Origin of the sequence: Borreliella yangtzensis, assembly GCF_014201775.1 — a bacterium.
GTDB classification, from domain to species: Bacteria; Spirochaetota; Spirochaetia; order Borreliales; family Borreliaceae; genus Borreliella; species Borreliella yangtzensis.
On sequence record NZ_JACHFG010000002.1, the window covers coordinates 268,763 to 291,648 of the forward strand.

The following is a 22,886-nucleotide window of genomic DNA, read 5'->3' on the forward strand; positions in this document are numbered from 1 at the left end:
AGATGTATTTGGAACATTTAATTCAATTTTTTTATGTAGGGTTTGGTATTTTTTTATTGTATCTTGGTGGTGATTTACTTTTAAAAAGTTCAGTTGGCATTGCTAATTATTTAAAAGTTCCAACACTTTTAATAGGAGTTACAATAGTATCTTTTTCAACAAGTGCTCCAGAGCTTTTTACAAGCTTAGTAGCAGCTTTTAAGGGTAAAAACGAAATTGTTGTTTCTAATGTGATTGGTAGCAATATTATTAATATGTTACTTGCTCTGCCTTTAGCAGGATTCTTTTTAATGATTAAGGCAGATTATAAAAGACTTAAACTTTCTTTTATGTTTTTGTTTTTATTAATGTTTCTTCTTTTGTTGCTTTCATTTGATTTTAGATCTTACTCTTTTTTTACAACACCTTATAATCGTTTCAGCTCATTGGGTATTTTAATTTTGTTTTTATCCTATCTGTTATTCTTTTATAAAGAAGAAAAAGCGCATGCTAGCTTTGAAAATTCTTTTCATGAAGGTGTGAACAATTTAAATCAGAGTTTAAATTTTATGTTTTTAAATACATTAAGCTTTTTTATTAGTATGTATTTTCTTTATTTGGGGTCGAAATTATTAGTGGATGGAGCTCTTTATATTGCTAATAATGTTTTTAATGTTAGTGAAAAGTTAATTGGGATTATAGTTGTGGCTTTTGGAACAAGTGTTCCCGAGTTGGTTGTATCTCTTTTTGCAATAATTAAAAAAGAATCAGACATTGCATTTGGGAACATTATTGGTAGCAATATTTTTAATATTGGATTTATTTTAGCCAGTAGTAGTTTTTTTAGACCTATCTTATTGCAAGATATTTATGTTTTAGATTTTAGTATAATGGTGTTTATAACTTTAGTTTTATTCTTAGTGGTTAAATTTAAAGGAGTTTTTAGTAGAGGCATATCTTTAATTTTTTTTCTTTTATATATTTTGTATAACTTAATGCTATTTAACTTTTATTGATTATTTAATCTTAATTTTAGCTTGTTAATATATTTTTATGTAATATGTTTTATTATTTTAATGTAATATAAGGGAACAATATGAAAAAATTACCAGAAATTTTTTATATGAGTAGCAAAGAAGTAGATATTTTAATTTCTCAATTAGGAATATCTTCTGATACCCAAAAATCAATTTTGAAAACTATTTTGTCTTATAAAAAGGATGCCATAGATTACTCTTCTTTTATAGAAGAGCATTCTGTAAAAATACGAGGTTTAAAAGGGGAGCTTGATTTTTTATTTCGCAAACTTTATGAAGTTAAAAGAGGAATAATTACTAGTAAAATAGCAACGGATGGAGAATTTTTGCCAGATAGCATAATTTTGACCGATGAAGCTAGTTATGATTTTTATTATTATTCTATTGACGATTTATTTTTGAAAACTTATATAGGAATAGAGCTTTTTAGTTCTTTGCTTACTGTTAAGAATGTAGAATCTAGTTTATTGGTTTTTCAGAATGAATTTATAGCTATTGCAGATTCAGATATTAACTACAAATTTTTTGAAACAAAATCACGACTGAAAGAAATATTGGTTTGGAAATCATTAATAATTCCATCGAGCAGGGCTTTATATTTTATTGAGTTTGTTAAAAAAATATTTTTTAACATTGCTTCTAATAATATTGTAAAAGATGTTTTCGTTAGAGTAAAAGGATTAAAGCTTGGTGATTATGAGAGAGCTTTAGAAGAGGGTAAGAATGTTATTGGCTCTATTTCTAAGATTTTATCTGGTATTATTGAAATTAAGGATGAAGTTCTTGGCAAGAAAGGAATCACTTTTTCAAAAAATTATTTTGTTTTTTTGGATTTTCTTAATCTTTTTATTAAAAATGAAAAAGACTTAGAAGAGCTTAAGGCTGTAGAAGCTATTAAAATAGATGAATCTTTAAAAGCAATTGAAAAGACTTTGGAGTTTAAAAAAGGTTCAATTGATACAGGAGAGTTTTTTAGTATTCTAAAAGTTTATTCTGAAGGTCTAAACGATCCCGAAAATTTTTTATTGGTTGCTAATATGTACTTTTTTGAATCTAAAATTCATGATATTTTGCCAAAAATATTTCAAGTAAAAGAAAATTTTTATTTGTACAAACCTTTTGCATATGAATTTTTTCTAGAAGAATATGAGAAGGTTTTACAATTTCTTAATAGTGAGTTGAGAGTTAGTATATTTAAAATTCTTAGCTTTGGAGATGATCCTTCTTCTATTTTTACAGAAGAAGGCCTAGAAGAAGTTATCAATAGATTAGTAGTATCTCGTTATATTATGAACGAGTATTGTTTAAAAAATAAAGTTAAATTTCTTGACCTTATTGTTTCTCATTACAGAAGAATTTATAAAACACAAAGTGTTCAAGTCCATATTAAAGATTTAATTAAAGTTGAAGCAGCAAAATATTTTAAGAATAGTAATGAACTGTTACCTTTATATAAAATATATAAACTTGATTTGTATTCACTTTTGAATGCTGCTTATAAAGATTTGAGTTTGTTTAAAAGAATTGTTTTGTTTTTGACAGGCAAGCATCAAAGTTATAAAGAGGCTTTATCCAGATTGGATTTTAGAGCTGGTTTAAATAAAAGTGGAAGTGGTCTTTTTGATTCAAACGAAAGAGTTAAAAGACAATTAGAAAAAATTAGAAGACAAAGAGAGGAAATAAAAGCACAAGTTAGAAATTCTTTTCCCAAAAAAAGCACAACGCCTAAACAAGTAACAAATAAGAACTATACAAAACAGGAACAAGACGAAGCATGGGTCAAATTTGGTGATAGGATACAAAAAAAATAGCGTTTATAAGTAAGTGGATTTATTTGTTAAAATAAATCCCTTGGCTTTCTTGCTGTATTTTTTGAAGTTTGACATTCTGCATAATGTCTTATTTTCCCATTTTCAAATTTTGATTTCATTACAATTTTTCCTCCCCATCGACTTATTAGCTCTTTTGAGCCTATTCTTTGCGCGTTTTTAGAAATTTTTGCCATTTTAAAGCTCCTTTTGACGGATTTGTTGTATAATAAAATCTATCAAAATAAAGTTGATTTATCAAGGAATTTATTCATGTTATTTATAATATTTTTTGTGAGTACTTCTCTTTTCTCAAAAGAAGTTTACTATAGATTTGCAGATTATTCTGTTAATTACAACATAGTAGGTAAATATGAGATTACAAAAGAAGAATCTGAAGAAGAGTATGGATACAAATTCACTTATGATCGCAATAATAATCTTATTTTAGTTGATTATATTGGTAAGCTTAGCATTTTAATGCCTTCTTTTTTTAATGCAACCCAGATTAAAATAGAAAGATCTAGGCAAAGTGAAAGGCGCATATTTTTAAATAGGGGGCTTGCTTTTAAAAATAATAATGGTGTTTACATTGAACACATAGAGTACATGAGTGATGGCAGGATTAAAAATATTTTTAATTACAATAGATCTAATGAAATGGTTAGAGATAGATATGATGTTTCTTATTATCATTTTTTATATGATAATGAGAGAGAGTTTAGTGTTTACAGATTTAATGAGTCAGGGATTCAAGTTAAAGATTTAAATAATGTATATTTTACAAAGATTACTTATGATCATGGCAAATTTGTTAAAACGGTTTTGTATTACGATGAGAATGGTTACATTGTAAGATCAAAAAATGGTACTTGTGGTTTTAGATTGACTTATGATGCTAATCATAATCTTATCAAAGAAGAATTTCTTGATAATTCATCTTACATTGCTTCAAATCCATTTTCAGTAGCTACTAAAATATATCATTATGATATTGGTGGAAAAGTTATTGAGATTTTAAATTATGATATTGATAATAATTTAACTCCTGATGAAAATAATGTAGCAATTTATCGTTATGAATATTATTTTAAAGAAAAAGATTGCTATTATAAAGAATATAATTATGACAATAATAATAATTTAACAATTAGTCAAAATGGTTATGCCATGAAGAAGACCATTCTTTATATTCAAAACAATGAAAAAAGGATAATAAACTATAGTAATAAAATTAATAAAAACTATAATAGAGATATTCCTACTGTTTATGAGGAAAAATACGAAATAATGGATAATTTCAAAGGCATTGCTATTTATAGCTATAAATATGATGATAAGTTTTATTTAATAGAAAATATTTTTTTTGATAAAAATTTTAATTTAATAGCTGATGTTAAAGGTGTGATGATTTACAGATACTCTTACGACAAGGAAGGATTTTTGATTACCCAAGAACATTTTGGTGGGGATTTTGTTAATCCAATAGATAATTTTGAAGGAGTTTCGAAGTATAAATTTGGTTACGACTCTAATGGCAATATGATTTCAAAGAAAAATTTTTCTAAAAATGGAGTTTTGGTTGCTGATTGTAATTTTGTTTTCGAATATTTATATGAATATGATAAACAAAATAGACTTATTTCCCAAAAAAATTTTGGCAGCTTAGGACAATTGCAGGACGATATTCATGGAGTTAGTGTTTATAAATATGAGTACAATAAATTTGGAAAAATATCAAAACAGTCAAATTATGGTCCAGATTTGAGATTAAGAGATGATGTTGGGGGTTTTTCAATTTATAAGTGGATTTATGATGCTAGAGGTAATTTAATAGATTTCCAAAAATTTGATTCTTTAGGTACTTTAATCTAAGTATTTTCTGTTTTCATATTTTCCTATATTGCATAGTAATTCATAATTACTTCTTTTAGAAAATTTACTCATTTTATCTATACTTAATTTTTCTGATACAATTTCTACTTTTGAACCCACTTTAACTTTTAAGTCTTTGGGAATTTCTACTATTGTTATGTTCATGCAAACTTTTCCTCTTATTTTACATTTTTTGTTGTTTATTAAAAAATAAAAATTATTATTTATATTTTGGGGTATTCCATCAAAATATCCAATTGGAATAATACCCACTTTCATATCCTTTTTGGCTTGAAATGTACCTGAATATGAAATTTTTTCCCCTTTTTTTACATTTTGAATAAATATTATTTTTGAAAATAAATTTAATACGGGCTTAAAATTTAGGACAGGTTTTTTGTTTTTTGAAAATGGGGCATAACCATAAAGAATAAGGCCCGGTCTTACCATATTAAATTGTGGGTTTAATTTATAGTTGAGAATGTGGCCTGAATTAGAAATATGAACAAATTTTGGATTTATGTTTTTTTGTTTAAGTGTTTCCAAAAATAATAAAAATTTTTCTATTTGTTTTTGTGTGGTTTTAAAGTTTTCTGTTGTTGGGAGGTGTGAGCAGACTCCTTCTAGTTCTAAAAATTTTGAATTTTGAATATATGTGGCTATTTCAAGGGCACTATCTATTTTTATTCCGTATCTATTCATGCCTATATCAATTTTTAAGTGAACTTTTATTTTTTTTTTTTGTAATGTGCATCCTTTTTCTATTAGAAATAAATATTCAAAATCAGCAACAAATGGTAATAACTCAAGTTTAATCAAATTTTTAATTTCTTTGTTGTCCACTTTAAAGTATAATAACACTTGTATATTTTTATCGATTTTTTTAAGTTTTTTAGCATCTTCAATATTGGAAAGTCCAAAATAATTTATATTTTTTGATTTTAAAAATTTAAAGATCTTAATAAGTCCGTGACCGTAAGCATCGGCTTTTAGGGTAGCTACTATTTCTTTTTTACCAACTTTATTTTTAATTAAATTTAAGTTATGTTCTAAATTATTTAAATTTATTATTATTGTTTTATTGCTGTTCATTGTTTATTATTATACATTTATTCCTCTTGGAGAAGTAAATGTTTTTTTATTAATTTATGATTTATTCAATAATGGGTATTGGGAATTTTTTTAGTTGATTTCCTTTAAAATGTAATCTTAATTTTTTTTGAAAATCGTTATATATCTTAGGGTTAATTCTGATTTTATATTTTTTTGTTTCTTTATTTTCAGTATTTTCTACTGTTATTTCTGCCAAAATATAATACCAGTTGTTGTTCTTGTAATATTCGGCAATTGTTTTTGAGAGAGATTCAGTTCTTAATGTGCCAAATGAATAAGCGTCTTTTGAAAGCTCTTTTTCCGATTTTTGTTTTCCACTGGTTAGTATACTTAGTTGGTTAATAAAATTGCCTTTATCTATAGTTAAAAATTCTAATTTTGTAATTTTGTATTTTTTAGAAGCTTCATTTGATAGATCAAATGAAATAATAGCAGAAGATCCAATTTTTGAAAATATATTTATAAATGAATAGCTAATTCCAACAAGTTCTTGTATCAGAGCTCCATTTGAATCTACTAATTCCATGTAAGGTTGACTAATGGCAATATCAACAGATGTAAGTAAAAAATTTTGTTTTAGTTTTTTAATTTTTGTTTTTGTATTTTCTTTTACAATATAACTGTTATTTTCAAAAATATTAATTACGTTGTTAGAAAAGATATTTTTAGCCAGAATAAGAATTATTACAGTTAAAATAAATTTTCTAAGACCCATAAAATATTTCCTTTTGTTTATATTTATAAATCTTCAAATAGATCTCCGTTTATATCTTTTAAGATAGGATTTTCTAGTAGTACTTCTTTTAAAAATTCAATAATTAATTTTGAGTTAAGAGAAATTTTATAAATTTTAGTTTGTTTGGTAATTTTGTTTTTTACAGTTAAGTTTGCAAGCATATAGTTCCAATGACCATCTTGGTATGTTAATTTAAAAGCATTCTTAAGTTCATCGCTAATTAGTATTCCAAATGGGTATGCAGTAACATATCCCTCTTCTTGTGAATTTTCAGCAACCAGAATAGGATTTTTAAGATCTAGGTTGGAACCAGCTGTTATTAATCTAATGTCTTCAATTTCATATTCTGTATCCCCATTTTTAGTTGTTTCAAAAAGTATTAATAATGATGTTAAATCACTATGTTTATCGTCCATTTTTATAGGAGATAGTATATAAGAATATCCAAGTTTGTTTTTAAATTCTGGTATTGCTTGTCCATATTCATCTAAGATTGTCATTGACTTTGTTTTTATCCAAGTTATGTTGTGATTGCTATTTATGATTGGCAATTTTTTATTCAAAATTTTGCCAAATATTAAATGTAATTTTTCATCATTTATAGGCTTTCCAGCATCGCTATCTTGTTGTATGGATTGTGGCTTTTTAAAAAAAGCGCAACTTAGTATTAACATAGGTATTATTATTAATTTCAAATTTTTATATATTCTAAATACCATTATATCTTTTCCCTTTATACCATTTTATGTTTTTATTGTATGATGATTAAATCATACCAAGTCCTAATGATATAGAATACATATGTCAAAGTCAAGTTGCTTTTTAGTAGTTTTTTACAAAATTGCCCCTTTATTTTAATCTTACAGTAAAGGTATTTCTGCTGCTAAAAAATGAATTATTCCTATAATAATTGATATAATACCAATTAATTGCTGATTATTTTCAAGTATTGATTCAAATTTTCCATATTTTTTATTATTTTGAACTTCTGTTGGTAATTTTTGTTTTAAAAATAAAATAAATCCGATTAAAAATAAACTTATGGCTGGAATTAAATTTCCAATTATTGGCAATTTGTAGGGTTTAATTATTTCAAAGGTACTAGTTATTAAAAATAATAATCCGAAAATGCTTTTTACCTTTTTGTTATTGTTTATTAAATTTACAAAATCTTCAAAAATTTTAAAAAATTTTATTTTTTCTACTAATATTGGAAATGCAAGTATTATTCCACCTAAAATGTTAAGCGAAACAGACATGAAGTATATTTGCATCATATTTTATCCCCTAGTTTTTATTTTTTTGCTATAAAAAACATTGTTATTACCATTACTATTTAGTATTATACTTAATAAACTTTCATTTTGATAGATTACATTAGCATATGTTGTAAAGTTTTTGCTGTTTATGTAAAGCATATTTCTTTCAATTAGTTTATTATCGAGATATATATCTAGCTTAGCTTTTCCCAGACTAGAATTTTTTTGGGTTTGTATGTTTATTTTTATCGATAATTTGTCTTTATTTTGTTTATAGCTTATCACCATCTTAATATTGTTTTTGTTATTTTCGTAATTTTGAATTTTAGGAATTAATAAAATTTTGAAAAATAAAAGAATTATAACAAAAATTATTCCAACTATTAAATGTTTTTTCAATTTTTTTTGGTATTTAATTTCTAGTTGTTGATTGCAATTAATCTTTTTCATTAAATTTACAAGGTTGACCTTTATAATTATAACTTTAATAACATATTTAAATTCCACCAGTAAACGCTAACACCAGTTTTTCCCCCGTAAAGTATGCTAAGTATTCCATCTTTAGATAAACTTTCAGAGAGAAATATTAAATTAGAAGGCTCAATTAAAGCTATTTGGTCTTTAATTGAGCCTTTGTTGTCTAATTTCCATATTAAATTGTTAGATAAATTTTTCATATTAGTAGATGCTATTATTTTGTCTTTTTGTATTTTTATAATATTGATAAAGCTTTCCTGTTTATCATCTAATAAGTTTTTAGGAAGAGCGATTTTACTTATTACTTCCAGTTCTTTGTTTTTTTTTAAAATCATTTTATAAATATATTGATCTTTAATTTTAATTCCAAGATCGTTTATGTTTTCATTATCGCCAATGTTTTCGTAGTGAGTGATCTTTACATAAAGAGTTTTTTTGTTAACTTCGAAAAAAACCTTGTCTATTGAAATATTGTATTTTTTATTTTGGTTGTCTACTATATTAAGTAGGTTGTTATTTACGTAAATTTTATAAAGTGGAGAAAATTCTTTATTGTAAGAATATACTATATAGCCTTCGCTATATATTGATATTATTGCAATGTTTCCATTTTCATCAACATTAACATCGTAAATTTGAGGAAATGGCGTGCCGTTTAAACCTTCTTGACCCAAAACTTCTACAGACGAATTTTTGTTTAATATTAGTATTCTCATAAAGTAGGCAATATTTTCTTTTTGATTAAACTTTGATTTTTTATTATTTAGCTTATCTGCTACAATAATGAAATCTTTTAAAGGATATATTGCTTGAATTCCCTCAAAATCTATTTTTTTTATTTTTAAATTTGGGTTTGTTTTAAATATTCCATTTTGATAAGTTTGTATTAGTTTTCCGTATGAGTTAAAAATCATTAATTTATTTGTTTTTATTTCTGCAATGTATACTAGTCCATTGTAAGTTTTAATATCAAATTTTGAATTTGTAAATTTGTCATCCAAAGGCATTATTGCACCAGGAAGTGTTCCAAATGGTATTTTAAATTGTTCTTCCCCTAGTTCGTTTAAAGTTTTAGTGTTACATGATATAATTGCAAAAAGCAAGATGGATGTAAAAGCTTTATAGTGTTTTTTCATGTTTTTATATTATTATTTAATATAACTTTAAGTCAATTAATTTAGGAGAATTAATACCTACCATGTTAAAAGCGGTACTTGAGACAACCATTGGCTCAAAAAGTAAAAGAGATTTAAAAGATTATCTTCCAACTTTAAGAAATATTAATAAGCTTGAGCGTTGGGCATTATTGTTAAAAGATGAAGATTTTTCAAAAGAGACTGAAAAGCTTAAAGATGAATTAAAATCTGGAAATTCTTTAGAAAATATTTTAGAACGAGCTTTTACTTTATCTAGAGAAGCTGCTAGAAGGCGTCTTAAAGAAAGGCCTTATGATGTTCAAATAATTGCAGGACTTGCTCTTCACAAAGGTAAAATAATAGAGATGAAAACAGGAGAAGGAAAAACCTTATCATCGGTTCAGGCTGCTTATTTAAATAGTTTGACAGGAGATGGGGTTATTATTGTTACTGTTAATGACTACCTTGCAGAGCGTGATTCTAATTGGATGAAGCCTGTTTTTGATCTTTTAGGTGTCAGTGTGGGGGTTGTTCTGTCTGATATGGACTATGAGCTAAGAAAGGCTCAATATGCCAAAGATATTACGTATGTTACAAATAATGAACTTGGATTTGATTACTTAAGAGATAATATGCGTTATGATTTGAATGAAAAATCTTTAAGAAAGTTCAATTATTGTATTATTGATGAGATCGATTCTATTTTGATCGATGAGGCAAGAACCCCTTTGATTATTTCGGGGCCTACTGAGGGTAACACCAATGCTTATCTCGAGGTTAATTCTCTTGTATCTTTTTTAAAAGAGTGTTCCAAGGATTCCAAAACAGGTGATTATCCTTTAGAAATAGACGATCTTGATGGTGATTATACTGTTGATGAGAAATCCAAAAGAATTTCTTTTACTGCCAAAGGACTTAATAATCTTGAACAGCTTTTAATCTCTAAAGGCATTATTAGTGGGTCTATGTATACTGATTCAAATTTTAATTATGTTCATTATATGACTCAAGCCTTAAAAGCGCATTTACTTTTTTTAAAAAATAGAGAATATATTGTCGGTGATTCTGGGGTTGAGATTGTAGATGAATTTACTGGTCGAGTTTTAACAGGGCGAAGATATTCTGATGGACTTCATCAAGCTATTGAGGCTAAAGAAGGGGTTAGAGTTGCTAATGAAAATAGGACCATGGCAACCATTACTTTTCAAAATTTATTTAGAATGTTTGATAAAATTTCTGGTATGACGGGTACAGCCGATACAGAAGCTAAGGAGTTTCATAAAATATATAATCTTGATGTAGTTGTAGTTCCCACAAATAGATTGTTAGCGCGAATAGATGAGGATGATACGATTTATTATACGGAAGAATTTAAGTTTAATGCAATTACAGATGAGGTTTATAAAACTTACAAAAAGGGACAACCGGTTTTAGTGGGAACTGTTTCTATTGAGAAGTCCGAAATTTTATCAGCTATGTTTAAAAACAGAGGAATTAAGCATGAAGTTCTTAATGCAAAAAATCATTCTCGAGAAGCATTTATTATTGCTGAAGCTGGGGCAAAATATGCAGTTACAATAGCAACCAATATGGCTGGTCGTGGTACGGATATTAAACTTGGAGGCAATATTGAACACAGGGTTAGAAAAAAAATTGGAACCAATGTAAGCCTTGAAGAATTTCAAGAGGCTGTTAAAAATGAAAGAGAAAATTATCTAAAAGATTATAATGAAGTTAAAAGTCTTGGGGGACTTTACGTTATTGGTAGTGAGCGTCACGAATCAAGGCGAATAGACAATCAGCTTCGTGGGCGTAGCGGAAGGCAAGGTGATCCTGGGCGTTCAAGATTTTATGTTTCGCTTGAAGACGATTTAATGCGTCTTTTTGCTGGAGATAACTTAAGGGCATTGATGGGCAAGCTTGGAATGGCAACGGGAGAGCCTATTACGCATTCTCTTTTAACTAAATCTTTAATTAATGCCCAAAAAAGGGTAGAAGACAGAAATTTTGAAATTAGAAAGCATTTGTTAGAGTATGACGATGTTATTACAAAGCAGAGAGATTTTATTTATGCCCAGAGAAATTCTATTCTTGAAGATACAGCTATTAAGGATCGTATTCTTATTGCCTTAGAGGAATATCTTAATTTTTTGCTTGAGGGTACAAAAAGTAGTGTAGTTTCAAGTGTTTTTTTAAATGAAATAAATTTAATTTTTGCCTATATGCTTGAGAGTCTTGGATCTGTTGAAAATATTAATTCTTTCGACTTAAAGGATAAGCTAATGCAAATAGCAAAGGCTAATTTAGACGAAAAGGAAAATTTAATTGGTAGGGATCTTTTTAATGAATTTTTAAGGTATGAATATCTGAAAAATATTGATTTTAAATTTCAAGAGCATCTTGCAAATTTAGACTCTTTAAGAGAGGCTGTTTATTTAAGGTCTTATGCTAATAAAAATCCAATTACAGAGTATAAGGAAGAGGGATTTTCGATATTTAGCGAGCTTATTAAAGATATTAAAGTTTCTACCATAAGGAGAGTTCTCCAGTTAAAATTGGATAATAATTCTTCTGATTATAAGTCAGTAAATAAATCTAAAAATATTAATTCAATCCACAAAAAACTTTCAGAAATTATTATTAATGAGAATAAAAACGTTTCTAATGTTCAAGTGGTTAGAAGTTCCCCTAAAATAGGTAGGAATGAGCCTTGTTATTGTGGAAGTGGAAAGAAATATAAAACTTGTCATGGTAAAAGTTAGAACGGGAGGTTTTTATGTTTAAATTGCCAGAACTTGGTTATAGTTATGATGCTGTTGAGCCTTATATTGATGCTAAAACTATGGAAATTCATCATGGCAAGCATCATAACGGTTTTGTAATGAACTTGAATTCTATTTTAGAAAAAATGGGGAAAAGCCATTTAAAAGACGTATCAGACATATTAAAAAATATTCATAATTTTCCAGATGAATTTCAAACTTTAATAAGGAATAATGCTGGGGGCTATTCGAATCATACTTTGTATTTTAGAACTTTAAAACCAGGAAGTAAGAATAATCTTTTAGAAAAGTTTGCAAATGATGTTAATATAACTTTTGGAAGTTTAGATGTTCTTAAGGCTAGCTTGAAAGATACTGCGATGAAAATTTTTGGGAGTGGTTGGGCATGGTTAGTATTGTGTCCTGACAGTGGGCTTAAAGTAATTTCAATGCCTAATCAAGATAGTCCTATAATGATGTCTTATAAACCAATTTTGGGTATTGATGTTTGGGAGCATGCCTATTATCTTAAATATCAAAATAGAAGAATTGAATATGTTGATGCTTTTTTAAAGGCTTTAAATTGGGAAGAAGTTTCAAAAATTTATAATGAAGCCAACGATTAGCTTTTATTTTAAAATGCTAAATAGCTTATTTTAAGTCATTATTAAAGTTTTCTTTTTCTATGTCGTTAAAGTATTCTACTGTTCCTACTTTTAATTCATAAGTTGCATTTTTGTCAGATACTATAATTGCGTTTTTATGCAATTGAAGTGCGCTAATTGTCCACATGTGATTAACACCTTTTTCAATAGCGTGCTTTAATGCTCTTGCTTTGTTATGTCCATTTACTATTATTAAAATTTCTTGCGAATCCAAAATTGTTCCAATTCCAACAGTTAGTGCACTTTTGGGAACTTTTTTCACATTGTTTTCAAAAAATCTTGAATTAGCAATGATTGTATCTTGGGTTAAAGTTTTAATTCTTGTTCTTGATGTTAAAGATGAGCCTGGTTCGTTAAAAGCAATGTGACCATCAGGTCCAATTCCACCTACAAAAAGCATGATTCCCCCTAAAGATTTGATTTTTTTTTCATATTCCTCACATTCTTTTTCGAGATTTGAAGCATTTCCATTTAGTATATTTATATTTTCTTTTTTAATATCAATGTGAGAAAAAAAATTTTTCCACATAAATGAATGGTAACTTTCAGGATGATTTTCTTCAATTCCTATGTATTCATCCATGTTAAAAGTTATGACATTTTGAAATGAGATTTTTTCATCTTTATTTAATTCAATTAAATTTTTGTACATGCCGATTGGGGAGCTGCCTGTTGGAAGCCCAAGGACAAACGGTTTTTCTTTTGTTGGAGAAAATTTGTTAATTTTTTGTGCTATATGATTGGCTGCCCACTTTGATATATCTTCATATGTAGGTCTGATTATTAGTCTCATTGTGATCTCCTTAAAATGGTTTAAAGTTAGAGATTGTTAAAAATTATTTTAGATTCTATCATTGTTAACTTTAGGTTAAAATCTTTATCTAATACATTGATGTTTGCATCATATCCATGGCATATTAATCCTTTGTTATCAATATTGAGAATTCTTGTTGGATTATAGGAGCTTGCTTGAACAGCATCACTTAAGCTGTAGCCGAATTCTACTAAATTTTTAAGACCTTGTATCATTGTAAGTGTTGATCCAGCTATTGTGTTGCTTTTTACGCTGTGGAATAATCCATCTTTTGCAATATAAACCTCATCTCCGTTTGCAATTAATTTTCCAGAAGTTTGAAAATTTGGAGTAAGTCCATCAGTTACAAGCACTATTTTACTTATATCCTTAAGCTTTCTAAGCATTAAAACTAATTTTGGGTGTATATGATGACCATCTGCAATAATTTCACAAGAAACATCACCGTGTATTAATACTGCTCCTATTGCATTTGGATTCCTGTGGTCAAGTTTTGACATTGCGTTGAAAAAATGGGTTGTGTGGAGTATTCCAACTTGAAATCCTTCGATCATATTTTCATATTTTGCGTTTGTGTGGCCTGCTTGAAGGTTTATATTATTTTCAAGGCAAAATATTGCAAGCTCTCTCATACCTTTAAGCTCAGGAGCAACAGTCATTGTACTTATGTTTGTTTTTTTTTGGCCGTTTGATCCTGTAAATATTCCACCAGCTGCGTCTATTAGTTTTTTCATAACTTTAATACTAGGTTCGTGAAGATAAGAAATAGGGTGTGCTCCTTTTTTTTCGGGAGAAAAAAAAGGCCCTTCAAGGTGAAGCCCTAGAATTTTAGCTCCCTTTTCTTTGCCGATTGCTGCTGTGCAAGCTTTTATTGTTTGAATCATTTCATCTATTGGTCTTGGATAAAGAGTTGGTAAAAATCCTACTACACCGTATTGTGCCAAATGTTCTGACATTTTAAGTATTGATTCTGTTGAACATTGATCTGTACCATAACCGTGAAATCCATGAATATGATTGTCGTAAAGGCCAGGAGTTATATAATTACCTTTTGTATCAATCATTTGGTATTCTCCTAAATCCATTTTTTTAAGTCTGTCAGATGTAACAATGTCGAAAATCTTGTTATCTTTAATTAGGACTGCTGAATTATCTAGTTTATCATTTCCAGTTAAAACAGATTTTGAGTTAAATAAGCAAAAATTTGGCATTTTTATATTCCTTTTAATTCATTTTACTATAAACATTAATCTTTTTAGAAGAATTTTGCTTTTAAAAATTTTTATTTTAAAGTTCATGTTTTATTTTCAATTTTATTAATGATATAATGTGCTTTGGAGGGCATTATTATGGCATCAGGATTTTTTGTTCCTGGACTTGAGAGCAAATATAATACTAAAGAAATTCGTGAATCCATGCTGAAGCCCGATAAGGCCAAAATCGATTCTTCTTTTGAGAAACTTAAATCTTTAGAGCAAGAAAAAAGTGCTTGGCTTTCAATTAATAGAAAAATTTCTACTTTAAATTCTCTTGCGAAAGAAATTACATCGCTTAACAGTCCTTTTAATCTAATGTCGGGGAATTCTAGCAATAGCGAAATTTTAACCCTGTCTACTCGATATGGATCCAAGAATGAAACTCATAAGTTAATTGTTGATCAAATATCATCGGCTGATGTGTTTCTGTCTTCAAACTTTGATCCTAAAAAAGTTACAATTCCAGAGGGTGATTATATATTTTTAGTTGGCAAGAAAGAAATTAATGTAAAAAGTAATGGTAATATTGATTTACTTGTGAGAGATATTAATAACAAGGGAAAAGGTTTTTTATCTGCAAAAATAGTAAAAAGTGATAAAAACGGGAATAGTCGTTTTATTTTAGAATCTTTAAAGGAAGGTAAAGATAATAAACTTATTATCAAAGGGGAAGGATTGTCTTTTGCTAAGCAAATTGGCATTTTAAGCGAGCTGAAAACCAATTTTAATCCGATTCTTTCAGATATTGCTGTAAATCAATCTAGTAATAATAATAGGCTTTCTTTTGAAAATAATAGCCTTGTTTTAAATCCACTTTCAGAGATATCGATTGAAATTCCTGAAGATATTGAAATTACATCTAGGAGTAAAATTAAATTTGAAGTTAAGTATTTTGATACAGGCTTAGAAGAACCTGATAGTAAAATTATTTTTAATCCCGGAGAAGCTACGTTTAAGGATGCAAAGGTTGACAGTGAAGATAGCGTGGTTGATCTTGGATCTGATTTAAAAACTCCTTTGGAAAAAAAATATATTCAAATGAATATGGTTAGAATATCTAGTAAGGAAGGTTCTTTGGAGCTTCCTTCAGTAAATATTTCGAATAATTTTGAAAAAGTTGAAGTTGATGTTGGAGCTCTTTCTAATCTAGAAGAAATAAACATTGAAAATAAAGCAAATAATAAAGTAATTGTGATTAGTAATGTTGAGGTTTTTGATCCAAAAAATAGAGATGGACATTTGCCAATAAATGCTAAAAGTTTTGCTGAGAATGCAAAAATTAAATTTGATGGAGTAGATGTTGAGAGAGATTCAAATGTTATTAATGATTTAGTTCCGAATGTAACATTAAGTTTAAAAAAAGCTTCAAGTGATATGGTTGAGGCGAAAGTTGAGCCCGATTATGAGGGGATTAAGAGAGTTCTTTTAGATTTTATTGGTGCTTATAATGAAGTTCTTGCTGAGATTAATATTGTAAGTTCCAATGAAGATCAATTTGATAATCAAAAGTCTAATATAGTTGAAGAACTGACTTATCTTAGCGAGTCTCAAAAAGAGGAGGCTTATAAAAATTTAGGTATTCTAAGGTCTGAATTTTTATTAAAAAATCTTAAATCTAGACTAGAATCAATAATTTTTAAGCCTTATGTTACTAGTGATCCTAACTTTTCAATAATTAATCAGATGGGGGTATTTACTAATTCTATTTCTTCTTCTGGTGGACTTTCTAGGTATTTGAGACTTGATGAAAAAAAGTTTGATGAATCAATTCGCAATAATATCAATAATGTTAGAGAACTTTTTTTATTTGACCTAAATGGTGACAGAGTATATGATAATGGGATTGCCAAAATGCTAGGGGATTGTTTATCGCCTCTTGTGACTTCTGGAGGAGTTATTTATAATAAAATAAAAAATTACGACTTAAAAATTGTTAATCAAAAAAATAAAGTTGAAGATTATAAAAAGAAGTACGATGATAGAGAGAGAAAAGTAGAAGGCGAGCTTAATACCTTAGACTTTACCGTTAAGCGCATGAAAGATCAAGAAAATACATTAAGGGCTTTTGATTTTAATCAAAGGAATAGATGATAACAATTATTTTTAATGCTATTGTTAGCTGTGTTTCTTTTTTTTAATTTTTTGTGCTATTCTTTTTAAAGGGCGAAAGGATTTGCCAAAAATAAATAATTAAACTTTATCATGGAGGAATGATATATGATTATAAATCATAATACATCAGCTATTAATGCTTCAAGAAATAATGGTATTAATGCTGCTAATCTTAGTAAAACTCAAGAGAAGCTTTCTAGTGGGTACAGAATTAATCGAGCTTCTGATGATGCTGCTGGTATGGGGGTTTCTGGTAAAATTAATGCTCAAATAAGAGGTTTATCACAAGCTTCTAGAAACACTTCAAAAGCTATTAATTTTATTCAGACAACAGAAGGGAATTTGAATGAAGTAGAAAAAGTTTTAGTAAGAATGAAAGAATTAGCAGTTCAATCAGGTAACGGCACATATTCAGACTCAGATAGAGGTTCTATACAGATTGAGATAGAGCAACTTACAGACGAAATTAATAGAATTGCTGATCAAGCTCAATATAACCAAATGCACATGTTGTCAAACAAATCTGCTGCTCAAAATGTAAAAACAGCTGAAGAGCTTGGAATGCAACCTGCAAAAATTAACACACCAGCATCACTTTCAGGGTCTCAGGCTTCTTGGACCTTAAGAGTTCATGTGGGAGCAAATCAAGATGAAGCGATAGCTGTAAATATTTATGCAGCTAATGTTGCAAATCTGTTTTCTGGTGAGGGAGCTCAATCTGCTCAGGCTGCACCTGTTCAAGAAGGGGCTCAACAAGAAGGAGCTCAACAACCAGCACCTGCTACAGCACCTGCTCAAGGTGGAGTTAATTCTCCTGTTAATGTTACAACTACAGTTGATGCTAATACATCGCTTGCTAAAATAGAAAATGCTATTAGAATGGTGAGTGATCAAAGAGCAAATTTAGGTGCTTTCCAAAATAGACTTGAATCTATAAAGAATAGTACTGAGTATGCTATTGAAAATCTTAAAGCATCTTATGCTCAAATAAAAGATGCTACAATGACAGATGAGGTTGTAGCAGCTACAACTAATAGTATTTTAACACAATCTGCAATGGCAATGATTGCGCAAGCTAATCAAGTTCCCCAATATGTTTTGTCATTGCTTAGATAAAATTTTAATTTAATTAGCATAAATTATTACCAAAAGATCCTTTAAGGGATCTTTTGGTTTTTTATTTCAGATCGGCAAAATTTAATAATTTTAGTATAATTTATAATGATGTGTTATAAAGTATAATGCAGGCTTATTGAGGAGTTTGCTTTGAGTAGGGTTACTGTTAAAATTAAAGATTGTTATAAAGTATTTTCTTATTACGTTGACAAAAAGCAGATAAGTCAAGCTATAAAAGACTATGAAGAAGGTAAAGATAGAATGCAAATTTACAAAGAATCTTCTATTTTTATTGCAAATGCCAATATTAATCTTAATGTTTATGAAAATGAAATTTTAGTTATTATGGGCATGTCAGGTTGTGGTAAATCTACTTTAGTCAGGTGCTTAAATGGTATTTACAAAATAGATTCAGGATCTATTTTGGTAAATAACATGGAAATGAATGCTATAAATCGGAAAGATCTTTCTAATTTAAGAAAAGATAAATTTGCAATGGTTTTTCAAAACTTCGGACTTTTTCCCCATATGAATGTATTGAGAAATGTTACTTATGGACTTGAGGTTAAGCATATTCCCAGGAAGATTAGGGAAGAACGTGCTATTGAGGTATTAAATCTTGTAGGACTTGAAGATTCAAAATATAAGTATATTAATGAACTTTCTGGAGGGATGAAGCAAAGAGTTGGAATAGCAAGAGCATTAGTGGTTAATCCAGATATCCTTTTAATGGATGAAGCTTTTTCGGCGCTTGATCCTTTAATTAAAGGAGAAATGCAAGAAGAACTTTTAAGGTTAGTGGCTAAGCTTAAAAAAACAGTTGTGTTTATTACTCATGATTTGATCGAAGCTTTTAAATTAGGTCATAGAATTGCCTTTATGAGAGATGGAAAAATTATTCAAGTTGGCAAACCTTTAGAAATTTTAACCAATCCTAGTACGGATTTTATATCTAATTTTATTAAAAATTTGCCTGTTTTAAATATTTTAAAAATAAAAGATATTTTAAAAGATGATTTTGATTTAAACTCCAGTAGTGATAATGATTTAAATGTTGTTATTAAACATCAAGGTGAAAATTTTAGTTTATACAATAAAGTTCTTAATAGAAGATATGATAATCTTATATCTTTAGATTTAGAGCTAAATGATGAGATAAAAAAAATTGTTGAATACTTGAATAAGCAAGATTATTTAATAATAAAAGAAAGGGGAAGTATTGTCGGATATATCAATTTAAATGAAATTTCCGATTTATTGTCAAGATAGAAATTTATGAGTAAAGATTTTTTTATATTAAAAATAGATAATTTTTTTGATTTTTTGGTTGATAATTTTTCAATTTCTGATGGGGTAGGTTTTTCTAAAAGTATAATTTTTTTATATGAAAATTTAAAAGATTTATTTCTTTTTGTTAATCCTATTCTTTTTATTTTGACTGTATGCCTGTTGAGTTTTGTTTTCTTAAAAAAGAGATTAATATTTTTAATTTTGCCCGGGTTCTTTTTTATTTTGTATTTTAATCTTTGGGAAGCTTCAATGGATACAATCGCTATTATATTTGTTTCTGTTTTTGTTTCTGTTATTTTGGGAATTCCTATAGGTATTTTTGGGGGATATTTCCCAAGATTTTATGTTTTTTTAAAACCTATTCTAGATTTAATGCAAGCTATGCCCCCATTTATTTATTTGATTCCCGCTATTCCTTTTTTTGGAATGGGGACAGCTTCTGCTATTTTTGCTACAATAATTTTTGCCATGCCCCCTGTTATTAGATATACAAGGTTGGGAATTGTTCAAGTTTCAGATGAGGTAATAGAAGCTGCGAAGTCTTTTGGCAGTAGTAATTTACGTATTCTTTTGCAGGTGCAGCTTCCTCTTTCTCTTCAGAGTATAATTGAAGGTATTAATCAGTCGATAATGATGGCAATATCTATGATAGTAATTGCTGCAATGGTTGGATCTTCCGGTTTGGGCAGGACTGTGATTTACTCTATAGAAAGATTAAATTTTGGTGAGGGGTTAATATCTGGATTAGCAGTTGTTATTATAGCTATTATTTTAGATAGGATTATGCAGTCTATCTTTATTAAATTTAGTTATTTAAATACAGATCATTATGGAGCAAAGAAAGAAAATAAATTTAAAAGATTTTTAGAAATATATAATAAATAAACGGAGGATATTTTATGAATTTTTTATATAAATTATTCATTGGATTTTGTATTTTTCTTATTTTTTTGTCTTGTGATGAAAAGAGGAGTTCAAAAAATTTAAAATCGGTAAAAATTGGATATGTAAATTGGGGTGGAGAAACAGCAGCTACAAATGTATTGAAGGTTGTTTTTGAAAAAATGGGTTATAATGCAGAAATATTTTCAGTTACCACATCTGTAATGTATCAATATTTAGCATCTGGGAAGGTAGATGGCACAGTGTCTTCTTGGGTTCCTACAGCTGATAAATTTTATTACGAAAAGCTGAAAACAAAATTTGTTGACCTTGGTGCAAATTATGAGGGAACTATTCAGGGGTTTGTAGTGCCAAGTTATGTTCCAATTTCTAGTATTAGTGAGCTTAAGGGCAAAGGGTCCAATTTCAAAAACAAGATGATTGGTATAGATGCTGGTGCGGGAACTCAGATTGTTACAGAACAAGCACTTAATTATTATGGATTAAGTAAAGAGTATGAATTAGTTCCCTCAAGTGAAAGTGTTATGCTTGCAAGTTTAGATTCCTCAATAAAGAGAAATGAGTGGATTTTAGTTCCTTTGTGGAAACCCCATTGGGCCTTTTCTAGATATGATATTAAGTTTCTTGATGATCCTGATTTAATTATGGGGGGGATTGAGAGTGTGCACACTCTTGTTAGACTTGGTCTTGAAAATGATGATATTGATGCATATTATGTTTTTGATCATTTTTATTGGAATGATGATTTAATATTGCCTTTAATGGATAAAAATGATAAAGAGCCGGGCAAAGAGTATCGCAATGCAGTTGAATTTGTTGAAAAGAATAAAGAAATTGTAAAAATGTGGATTCCAGAAAAATATAAGGCTTTATTTGACTAATCTTTTTTGAAATTCTTTTAAAGATGCTGAAATAGGAGCGTATTTAGGAATAAAATCATTTCCTCCTTTGAATAATGCATTACATCTTATTATTCTTAGTGTCATTAATATTAAGGCTGTTGGAAAGTTGTATTTTTTAAGGCATTCAATTGAATATTTTGAGCAAGTGGGTTTGTATATGCATTGTAGTCCAAATACTTTAGAAAAAGTGTTTTGGTAAATTTTTATTAAAAAAATAAGAGTATAATTTAAGATAAAGAAAATCTTGAAAATGTTCATATTTAGAATTGTATTATATTATAATAATTAATCAAACAGATTGAAAATATTAATTAAGTTTTATAATGGTAAGGTTTTAATTTTTATTATAAAGGTGGCTTCAAATTAAAAAAATTTTTTTAATTTTTGTAATTGTGTCTTTTTCTTTTGCTGAAGAAATTATTCAAATATCACCCGAACAGGCTGTAAATATGGCCTTAGAAAGCAGTTTGGATTCAAAAAATGCTTTATATAAGGAAAATATAAAAAAACTTTATAAAAATAATGCATGGAATGCTTTTATTCCAAATGTTAACCTTAGCTCTACACTTAGCAGGAATCCTTCTTCTTTGAGTGAGCTTGAGAGAGATTATTGGGGCTTAGGGTTTGGAGTTGCGATTAGTCTTTCTTTGTCTCCTTCTGTTTTAAAGAGAATTGAACTTATTATGTTGGAGTATGAAAATGCAAAAATAGAAAGGGAGAGTGCTGTTCGTAACATTAAGCTAAATGTTCTTAAATCCTATAATAAATTGATAGCTCTAAAAAGTACATTAAAAGTTTTTGAAAGTCAAATACAAAATAGTAAACTTAAATTTGAACAAGCTAGAATTGCTTATAATAATGGACTGATATCAGAAATAGATTATCTTGATGCACAGCTTAAGCATAAAAAATCGCAACCAGATTTAGATGGTCAGATTATTAATTTTGAAAAATCAAAAGAAATTTTTAAATTATTAATAGGATTAGAGCCAGATCAAGATTTTGAAATTATTGGAGAATTGCCGGACGAGACAATAGATTTTTCTTTATTTAATGAGGAGTTAAATTTTAATGAATCCTTAGAGATTAAGGAGTTAAATATGCGCTTAAAAATGGCAGAGCAACTTATTGGTTCGCTTTGGTTAGATACGTTTTTGCCAAGCTTTTCCTTGTCATTTTCTTACTCTCCTTATAGATCATTTCATGAAAATTCTAAAGGTTTTTCAAGTGGGTTTTTGGCATCTTTTAGCTTAAATTACGGTTTAACTGAAATATTTCCATTTTCAAAGAGTTTTACAAAAATACAAGATAATAACTACCAATTAAAAATATTGCAAAACAATATTGAGGGCAAGATTAGAAATTTAAAATCTAGTATTGTGCAAAAAAGAAAGGATATTGGAAGATATAAAGCGATTCTTGATGCTTCTAAAATTAATGTGGAATTAGCTAATAAAAATTATCAAATGGCATTTAATGCTTTTAATTCCGGGATCATGGATCTTTCTAAATTGAATGATATTGAGCTTGTTTATAAGCAGAGTGATTTGAAATTTATTGAAGATAAATTAAATTATTCCAATTCTATACTTGAATATAAGGATTTAATAAATTCATTAGATTAAGAAGCATTAAGAGGTATTTTT

At 28.1% G+C, this 22,886-nt stretch carries 21 protein-coding genes; 11 read left to right on the plus strand and 10 right to left on the minus strand.

The window, feature by feature from the left end; genetic code table 11:
* Window positions 1-8 precede the first annotated feature (8 nt).
* The gene (locus HNP68_RS03475; protein ID WP_183220497.1) at window positions 9-995 is read left to right on the plus strand and encodes a calcium/sodium antiporter; all 987 of its coding nucleotides are present in this window, start codon (window positions 9-11) and stop codon (window positions 993-995) included.
* A gap of 80 nt (window positions 996-1,075) precedes the next feature.
* Entirely contained in the window at window positions 1,076-2,827 is a 1,752-nt protein-coding gene (locus HNP68_RS03480; protein WP_183220499.1) for a hypothetical protein, read from the plus strand.
* Window positions 2,828-2,853: 26 nt separating this feature from the next.
* Here HNP68_RS03480 and HNP68_RS03485 read toward each other — a convergent pair whose 3' ends face one another.
* Window positions 2,854-3,021, minus strand: coding sequence for a hypothetical protein (locus tag HNP68_RS03485; protein WP_183220501.1), 168 nt, complete (start codon window positions 3,019-3,021; stop codon window positions 2,854-2,856).
* A gap of 76 nt (window positions 3,022-3,097) precedes the next feature.
* On the opposite strand from HNP68_RS03485, the gene HNP68_RS03490 reads away from it, so the two are divergent.
* Window positions 3,098-4,699: a hypothetical protein gene (locus HNP68_RS03490; protein ID WP_183220503.1), complete on the plus strand. Its 1,602-nt coding sequence runs from the start codon at window positions 3,098-3,100 to the stop codon at window positions 4,697-4,699.
* On the opposite strand, the gene alr is transcribed toward HNP68_RS03490, so the two are convergent.
* The 6 genes from alr to HNP68_RS03520 form a co-directional block, all read right to left on the minus strand.
* Entirely contained in the window at window positions 4,691-5,791 is a 1,101-nt protein-coding gene (gene alr / locus HNP68_RS03495; RefSeq protein WP_183220505.1) for an alanine racemase, read from the minus strand. The two genes, HNP68_RS03490 and alr, sit on opposite strands and share 9 nt — an antisense overlap.
* A 61-nt stretch (window positions 5,792-5,852) precedes the next feature.
* Window positions 5,853-6,527, minus strand: a complete 675-nt coding sequence (locus HNP68_RS03500; protein WP_183220507.1) for a BB0158 famile outer surface lipoprotein — start codon at window positions 6,525-6,527, stop codon at window positions 5,853-5,855.
* Window positions 6,528-6,550: 23 nt separating this feature from the next.
* Window positions 6,551-7,267: a S2/P23 family protein gene (locus HNP68_RS03505; protein ID WP_183220509.1), complete on the minus strand. Its 717-nt coding sequence runs from the start codon at window positions 7,265-7,267 to the stop codon at window positions 6,551-6,553.
* A gap of 141 nt (window positions 7,268-7,408) precedes the next feature.
* Window positions 7,409-7,825: a hypothetical protein gene (locus tag HNP68_RS03510; protein ID WP_183220511.1), complete on the minus strand. Its 417-nt coding sequence runs from the start codon at window positions 7,823-7,825 to the stop codon at window positions 7,409-7,411.
* A gap of 3 nt (window positions 7,826-7,828) precedes the next feature.
* On the minus strand, window positions 7,829-8,257 hold the full coding sequence (locus HNP68_RS03515) for a hypothetical protein (RefSeq protein ID WP_183220513.1): 429 nt from the start codon (window positions 8,255-8,257) through the stop codon (window positions 7,829-7,831).
* Between the two features lie 26 nt (window positions 8,258-8,283).
* Window positions 8,284-9,420 (minus strand): LIC_12708 family protein, encoded by a 1,137-nt coding sequence (locus tag HNP68_RS03520; protein ID WP_183220515.1) that lies wholly within the window; start codon window positions 9,418-9,420, stop codon window positions 8,284-8,286.
* A gap of 62 nt (window positions 9,421-9,482) precedes the next feature.
* On the opposite strand from HNP68_RS03520, the gene secA reads away from it, so the two are divergent.
* Window positions 9,483-12,182 (plus strand): preprotein translocase subunit SecA, encoded by a 2,700-nt coding sequence (gene secA, locus HNP68_RS03525; RefSeq protein ID WP_183220523.1) that lies wholly within the window; start codon window positions 9,483-9,485, stop codon window positions 12,180-12,182.
* Window positions 12,183-12,196: 14 nt separating this feature from the next.
* Window positions 12,197-12,808, plus strand: coding sequence for a superoxide dismutase (locus HNP68_RS03530; protein WP_183220525.1), 612 nt, complete (start codon window positions 12,197-12,199; stop codon window positions 12,806-12,808).
* A gap of 25 nt (window positions 12,809-12,833) precedes the next feature.
* Here HNP68_RS03530 and nagB read toward each other — a convergent pair whose 3' ends face one another.
* Complete coding sequence (gene nagB / locus HNP68_RS03535) at window positions 12,834-13,640, minus strand: glucosamine-6-phosphate deaminase (RefSeq protein WP_183220527.1); 807 nt, start codon at window positions 13,638-13,640, stop codon at window positions 12,834-12,836.
* 26 nt (window positions 13,641-13,666) lie between these two features.
* On the minus strand, window positions 13,667-14,872 hold the full coding sequence (nagA, locus tag HNP68_RS03540) for an N-acetylglucosamine-6-phosphate deacetylase (protein ID WP_183220529.1): 1,206 nt from the start codon (window positions 14,870-14,872) through the stop codon (window positions 13,667-13,669).
* A 138-nt stretch (window positions 14,873-15,010) separates the two neighbouring features.
* Here nagA and fliD point away from each other — a divergent pair, with 138 nt between their 5' ends.
* The 5 genes from fliD (at window position 15,011) to HNP68_RS03565 (ending at window position 21,219) form a co-directional block, all read left to right on the plus strand.
* Window positions 15,011-17,008: a flagellar filament capping protein FliD gene (gene fliD, locus HNP68_RS03545; RefSeq protein WP_183220531.1), complete on the plus strand. Its 1,998-nt coding sequence runs from the start codon at window positions 15,011-15,013 to the stop codon at window positions 17,006-17,008.
* Window positions 17,009-17,134: 126 nt separating this feature from the next.
* On the plus strand, window positions 17,135-18,145 hold the full coding sequence (gene flaB, locus HNP68_RS03550; RefSeq protein WP_183220533.1) for a flagellin FlaB: 1,011 nt from the start codon (window positions 17,135-17,137) through the stop codon (window positions 18,143-18,145).
* A gap of 150 nt (window positions 18,146-18,295) precedes the next feature.
* Window positions 18,296-19,414, plus strand: coding sequence for an ATP-binding cassette domain-containing protein (locus tag HNP68_RS03555; RefSeq protein WP_183220535.1), 1,119 nt, complete (start codon window positions 18,296-18,298; stop codon window positions 19,412-19,414).
* Window positions 19,415-19,420: 6 nt separating this feature from the next.
* A complete protein-coding gene (locus tag HNP68_RS03560) occupies window positions 19,421-20,320 on the plus strand; it encodes an ABC transporter permease (RefSeq protein WP_183220537.1) in 900 nt (299 codons plus the stop codon).
* A 14-nt stretch (window positions 20,321-20,334) separates the two neighbouring features.
* Window positions 20,335-21,219 carry a glycine betaine ABC transporter substrate-binding protein gene (locus HNP68_RS03565; protein ID WP_183220539.1) on the plus strand — a complete coding sequence of 295 codons (885 nt, stop codon included), beginning with the start codon at window positions 20,335-20,337 and terminating at the stop codon, window positions 21,217-21,219.
* Here the strand turns inward: HNP68_RS03565 and yidD are convergent.
* A complete protein-coding gene (yidD, locus tag HNP68_RS03570; protein WP_183220541.1) occupies window positions 21,208-21,498 on the minus strand; it encodes a membrane protein insertion efficiency factor YidD in 291 nt (96 codons plus the stop codon). The genes HNP68_RS03565 and yidD overlap by 12 nt on opposite strands.
* A gap of 191 nt (window positions 21,499-21,689) precedes the next feature.
* Here yidD and HNP68_RS03575 point away from each other — a divergent pair, with 191 nt between their 5' ends.
* A complete protein-coding gene (locus tag HNP68_RS03575; RefSeq protein WP_221240642.1) occupies window positions 21,690-22,865 on the plus strand; it encodes a TolC family protein in 1,176 nt (391 codons plus the stop codon).
* Window positions 22,866-22,886 lie beyond the last annotated feature (21 nt).

Bases quoted from the DNA above. Each gene is read 5' to 3' on its own strand.
- HNP68_RS03480 (WP_183220499.1), top strand. From the start codon at position 1,076: ATGAAAAAATTACCAGAAATTTTTTATATGAGTAGCAAAGAAGTAGAT.
- HNP68_RS03485 (WP_183220501.1), bottom strand. From the start codon at position 3,021: ATGGCAAAAATTTCTAAAAACGCGCAAAGAATAGGCTCAAAAGAGCTA.
- HNP68_RS03490 (WP_183220503.1), top strand. From the start codon at position 3,098: ATGTTATTTATAATATTTTTTGTGAGTACTTCTCTTTTCTCAAAAGAA.
- alr (WP_183220505.1), bottom strand. From the start codon at position 5,791: ATGAACAGCAATAAAACAATAATAATAAATTTAAATAATTTAGAACAT.
- HNP68_RS03500 (WP_183220507.1), bottom strand. From the start codon at position 6,527: ATGGGTCTTAGAAAATTTATTTTAACTGTAATAATTCTTATTCTGGCT.
- HNP68_RS03505 (WP_183220509.1), bottom strand. From the start codon at position 7,267: ATGGTATTTAGAATATATAAAAATTTGAAATTAATAATAATACCTATG.
- HNP68_RS03510 (WP_183220511.1), bottom strand. From the start codon at position 7,825: ATGATGCAAATATACTTCATGTCTGTTTCGCTTAACATTTTAGGTGGA.
- HNP68_RS03515 (WP_183220513.1), bottom strand. From the start codon at position 8,257: ATGAAAAAGATTAATTGCAATCAACAACTAGAAATTAAATACCAAAAA.
- HNP68_RS03520 (WP_183220515.1), bottom strand. From the start codon at position 9,420: ATGAAAAAACACTATAAAGCTTTTACATCCATCTTGCTTTTTGCAATT.
- secA (WP_183220523.1), top strand. From the start codon at position 9,483: ATGTTAAAAGCGGTACTTGAGACAACCATTGGCTCAAAAAGTAAAAGA.
- HNP68_RS03530 (WP_183220525.1), top strand. From the start codon at position 12,197: ATGTTTAAATTGCCAGAACTTGGTTATAGTTATGATGCTGTTGAGCCT.
- nagB (WP_183220527.1), bottom strand. From the start codon at position 13,640: ATGAGACTAATAATCAGACCTACATATGAAGATATATCAAAGTGGGCA.
- nagA (WP_183220529.1), bottom strand. From the start codon at position 14,872: ATGCCAAATTTTTGCTTATTTAACTCAAAATCTGTTTTAACTGGAAAT.
- fliD (WP_183220531.1), top strand. From the start codon at position 15,011: ATGGCATCAGGATTTTTTGTTCCTGGACTTGAGAGCAAATATAATACT.
- flaB (WP_183220533.1), top strand. From the start codon at position 17,135: ATGATTATAAATCATAATACATCAGCTATTAATGCTTCAAGAAATAAT.
- HNP68_RS03560 (WP_183220537.1), top strand. From the start codon at position 19,421: ATGAGTAAAGATTTTTTTATATTAAAAATAGATAATTTTTTTGATTTT.
- HNP68_RS03565 (WP_183220539.1), top strand. From the start codon at position 20,335: ATGAATTTTTTATATAAATTATTCATTGGATTTTGTATTTTTCTTATT.
- yidD (WP_183220541.1), bottom strand. From the start codon at position 21,498: ATGAACATTTTCAAGATTTTCTTTATCTTAAATTATACTCTTATTTTT.
- HNP68_RS03575 (WP_221240642.1), top strand. From the start codon at position 21,690: ATGGCCTTAGAAAGCAGTTTGGATTCAAAAAATGCTTTATATAAGGAA.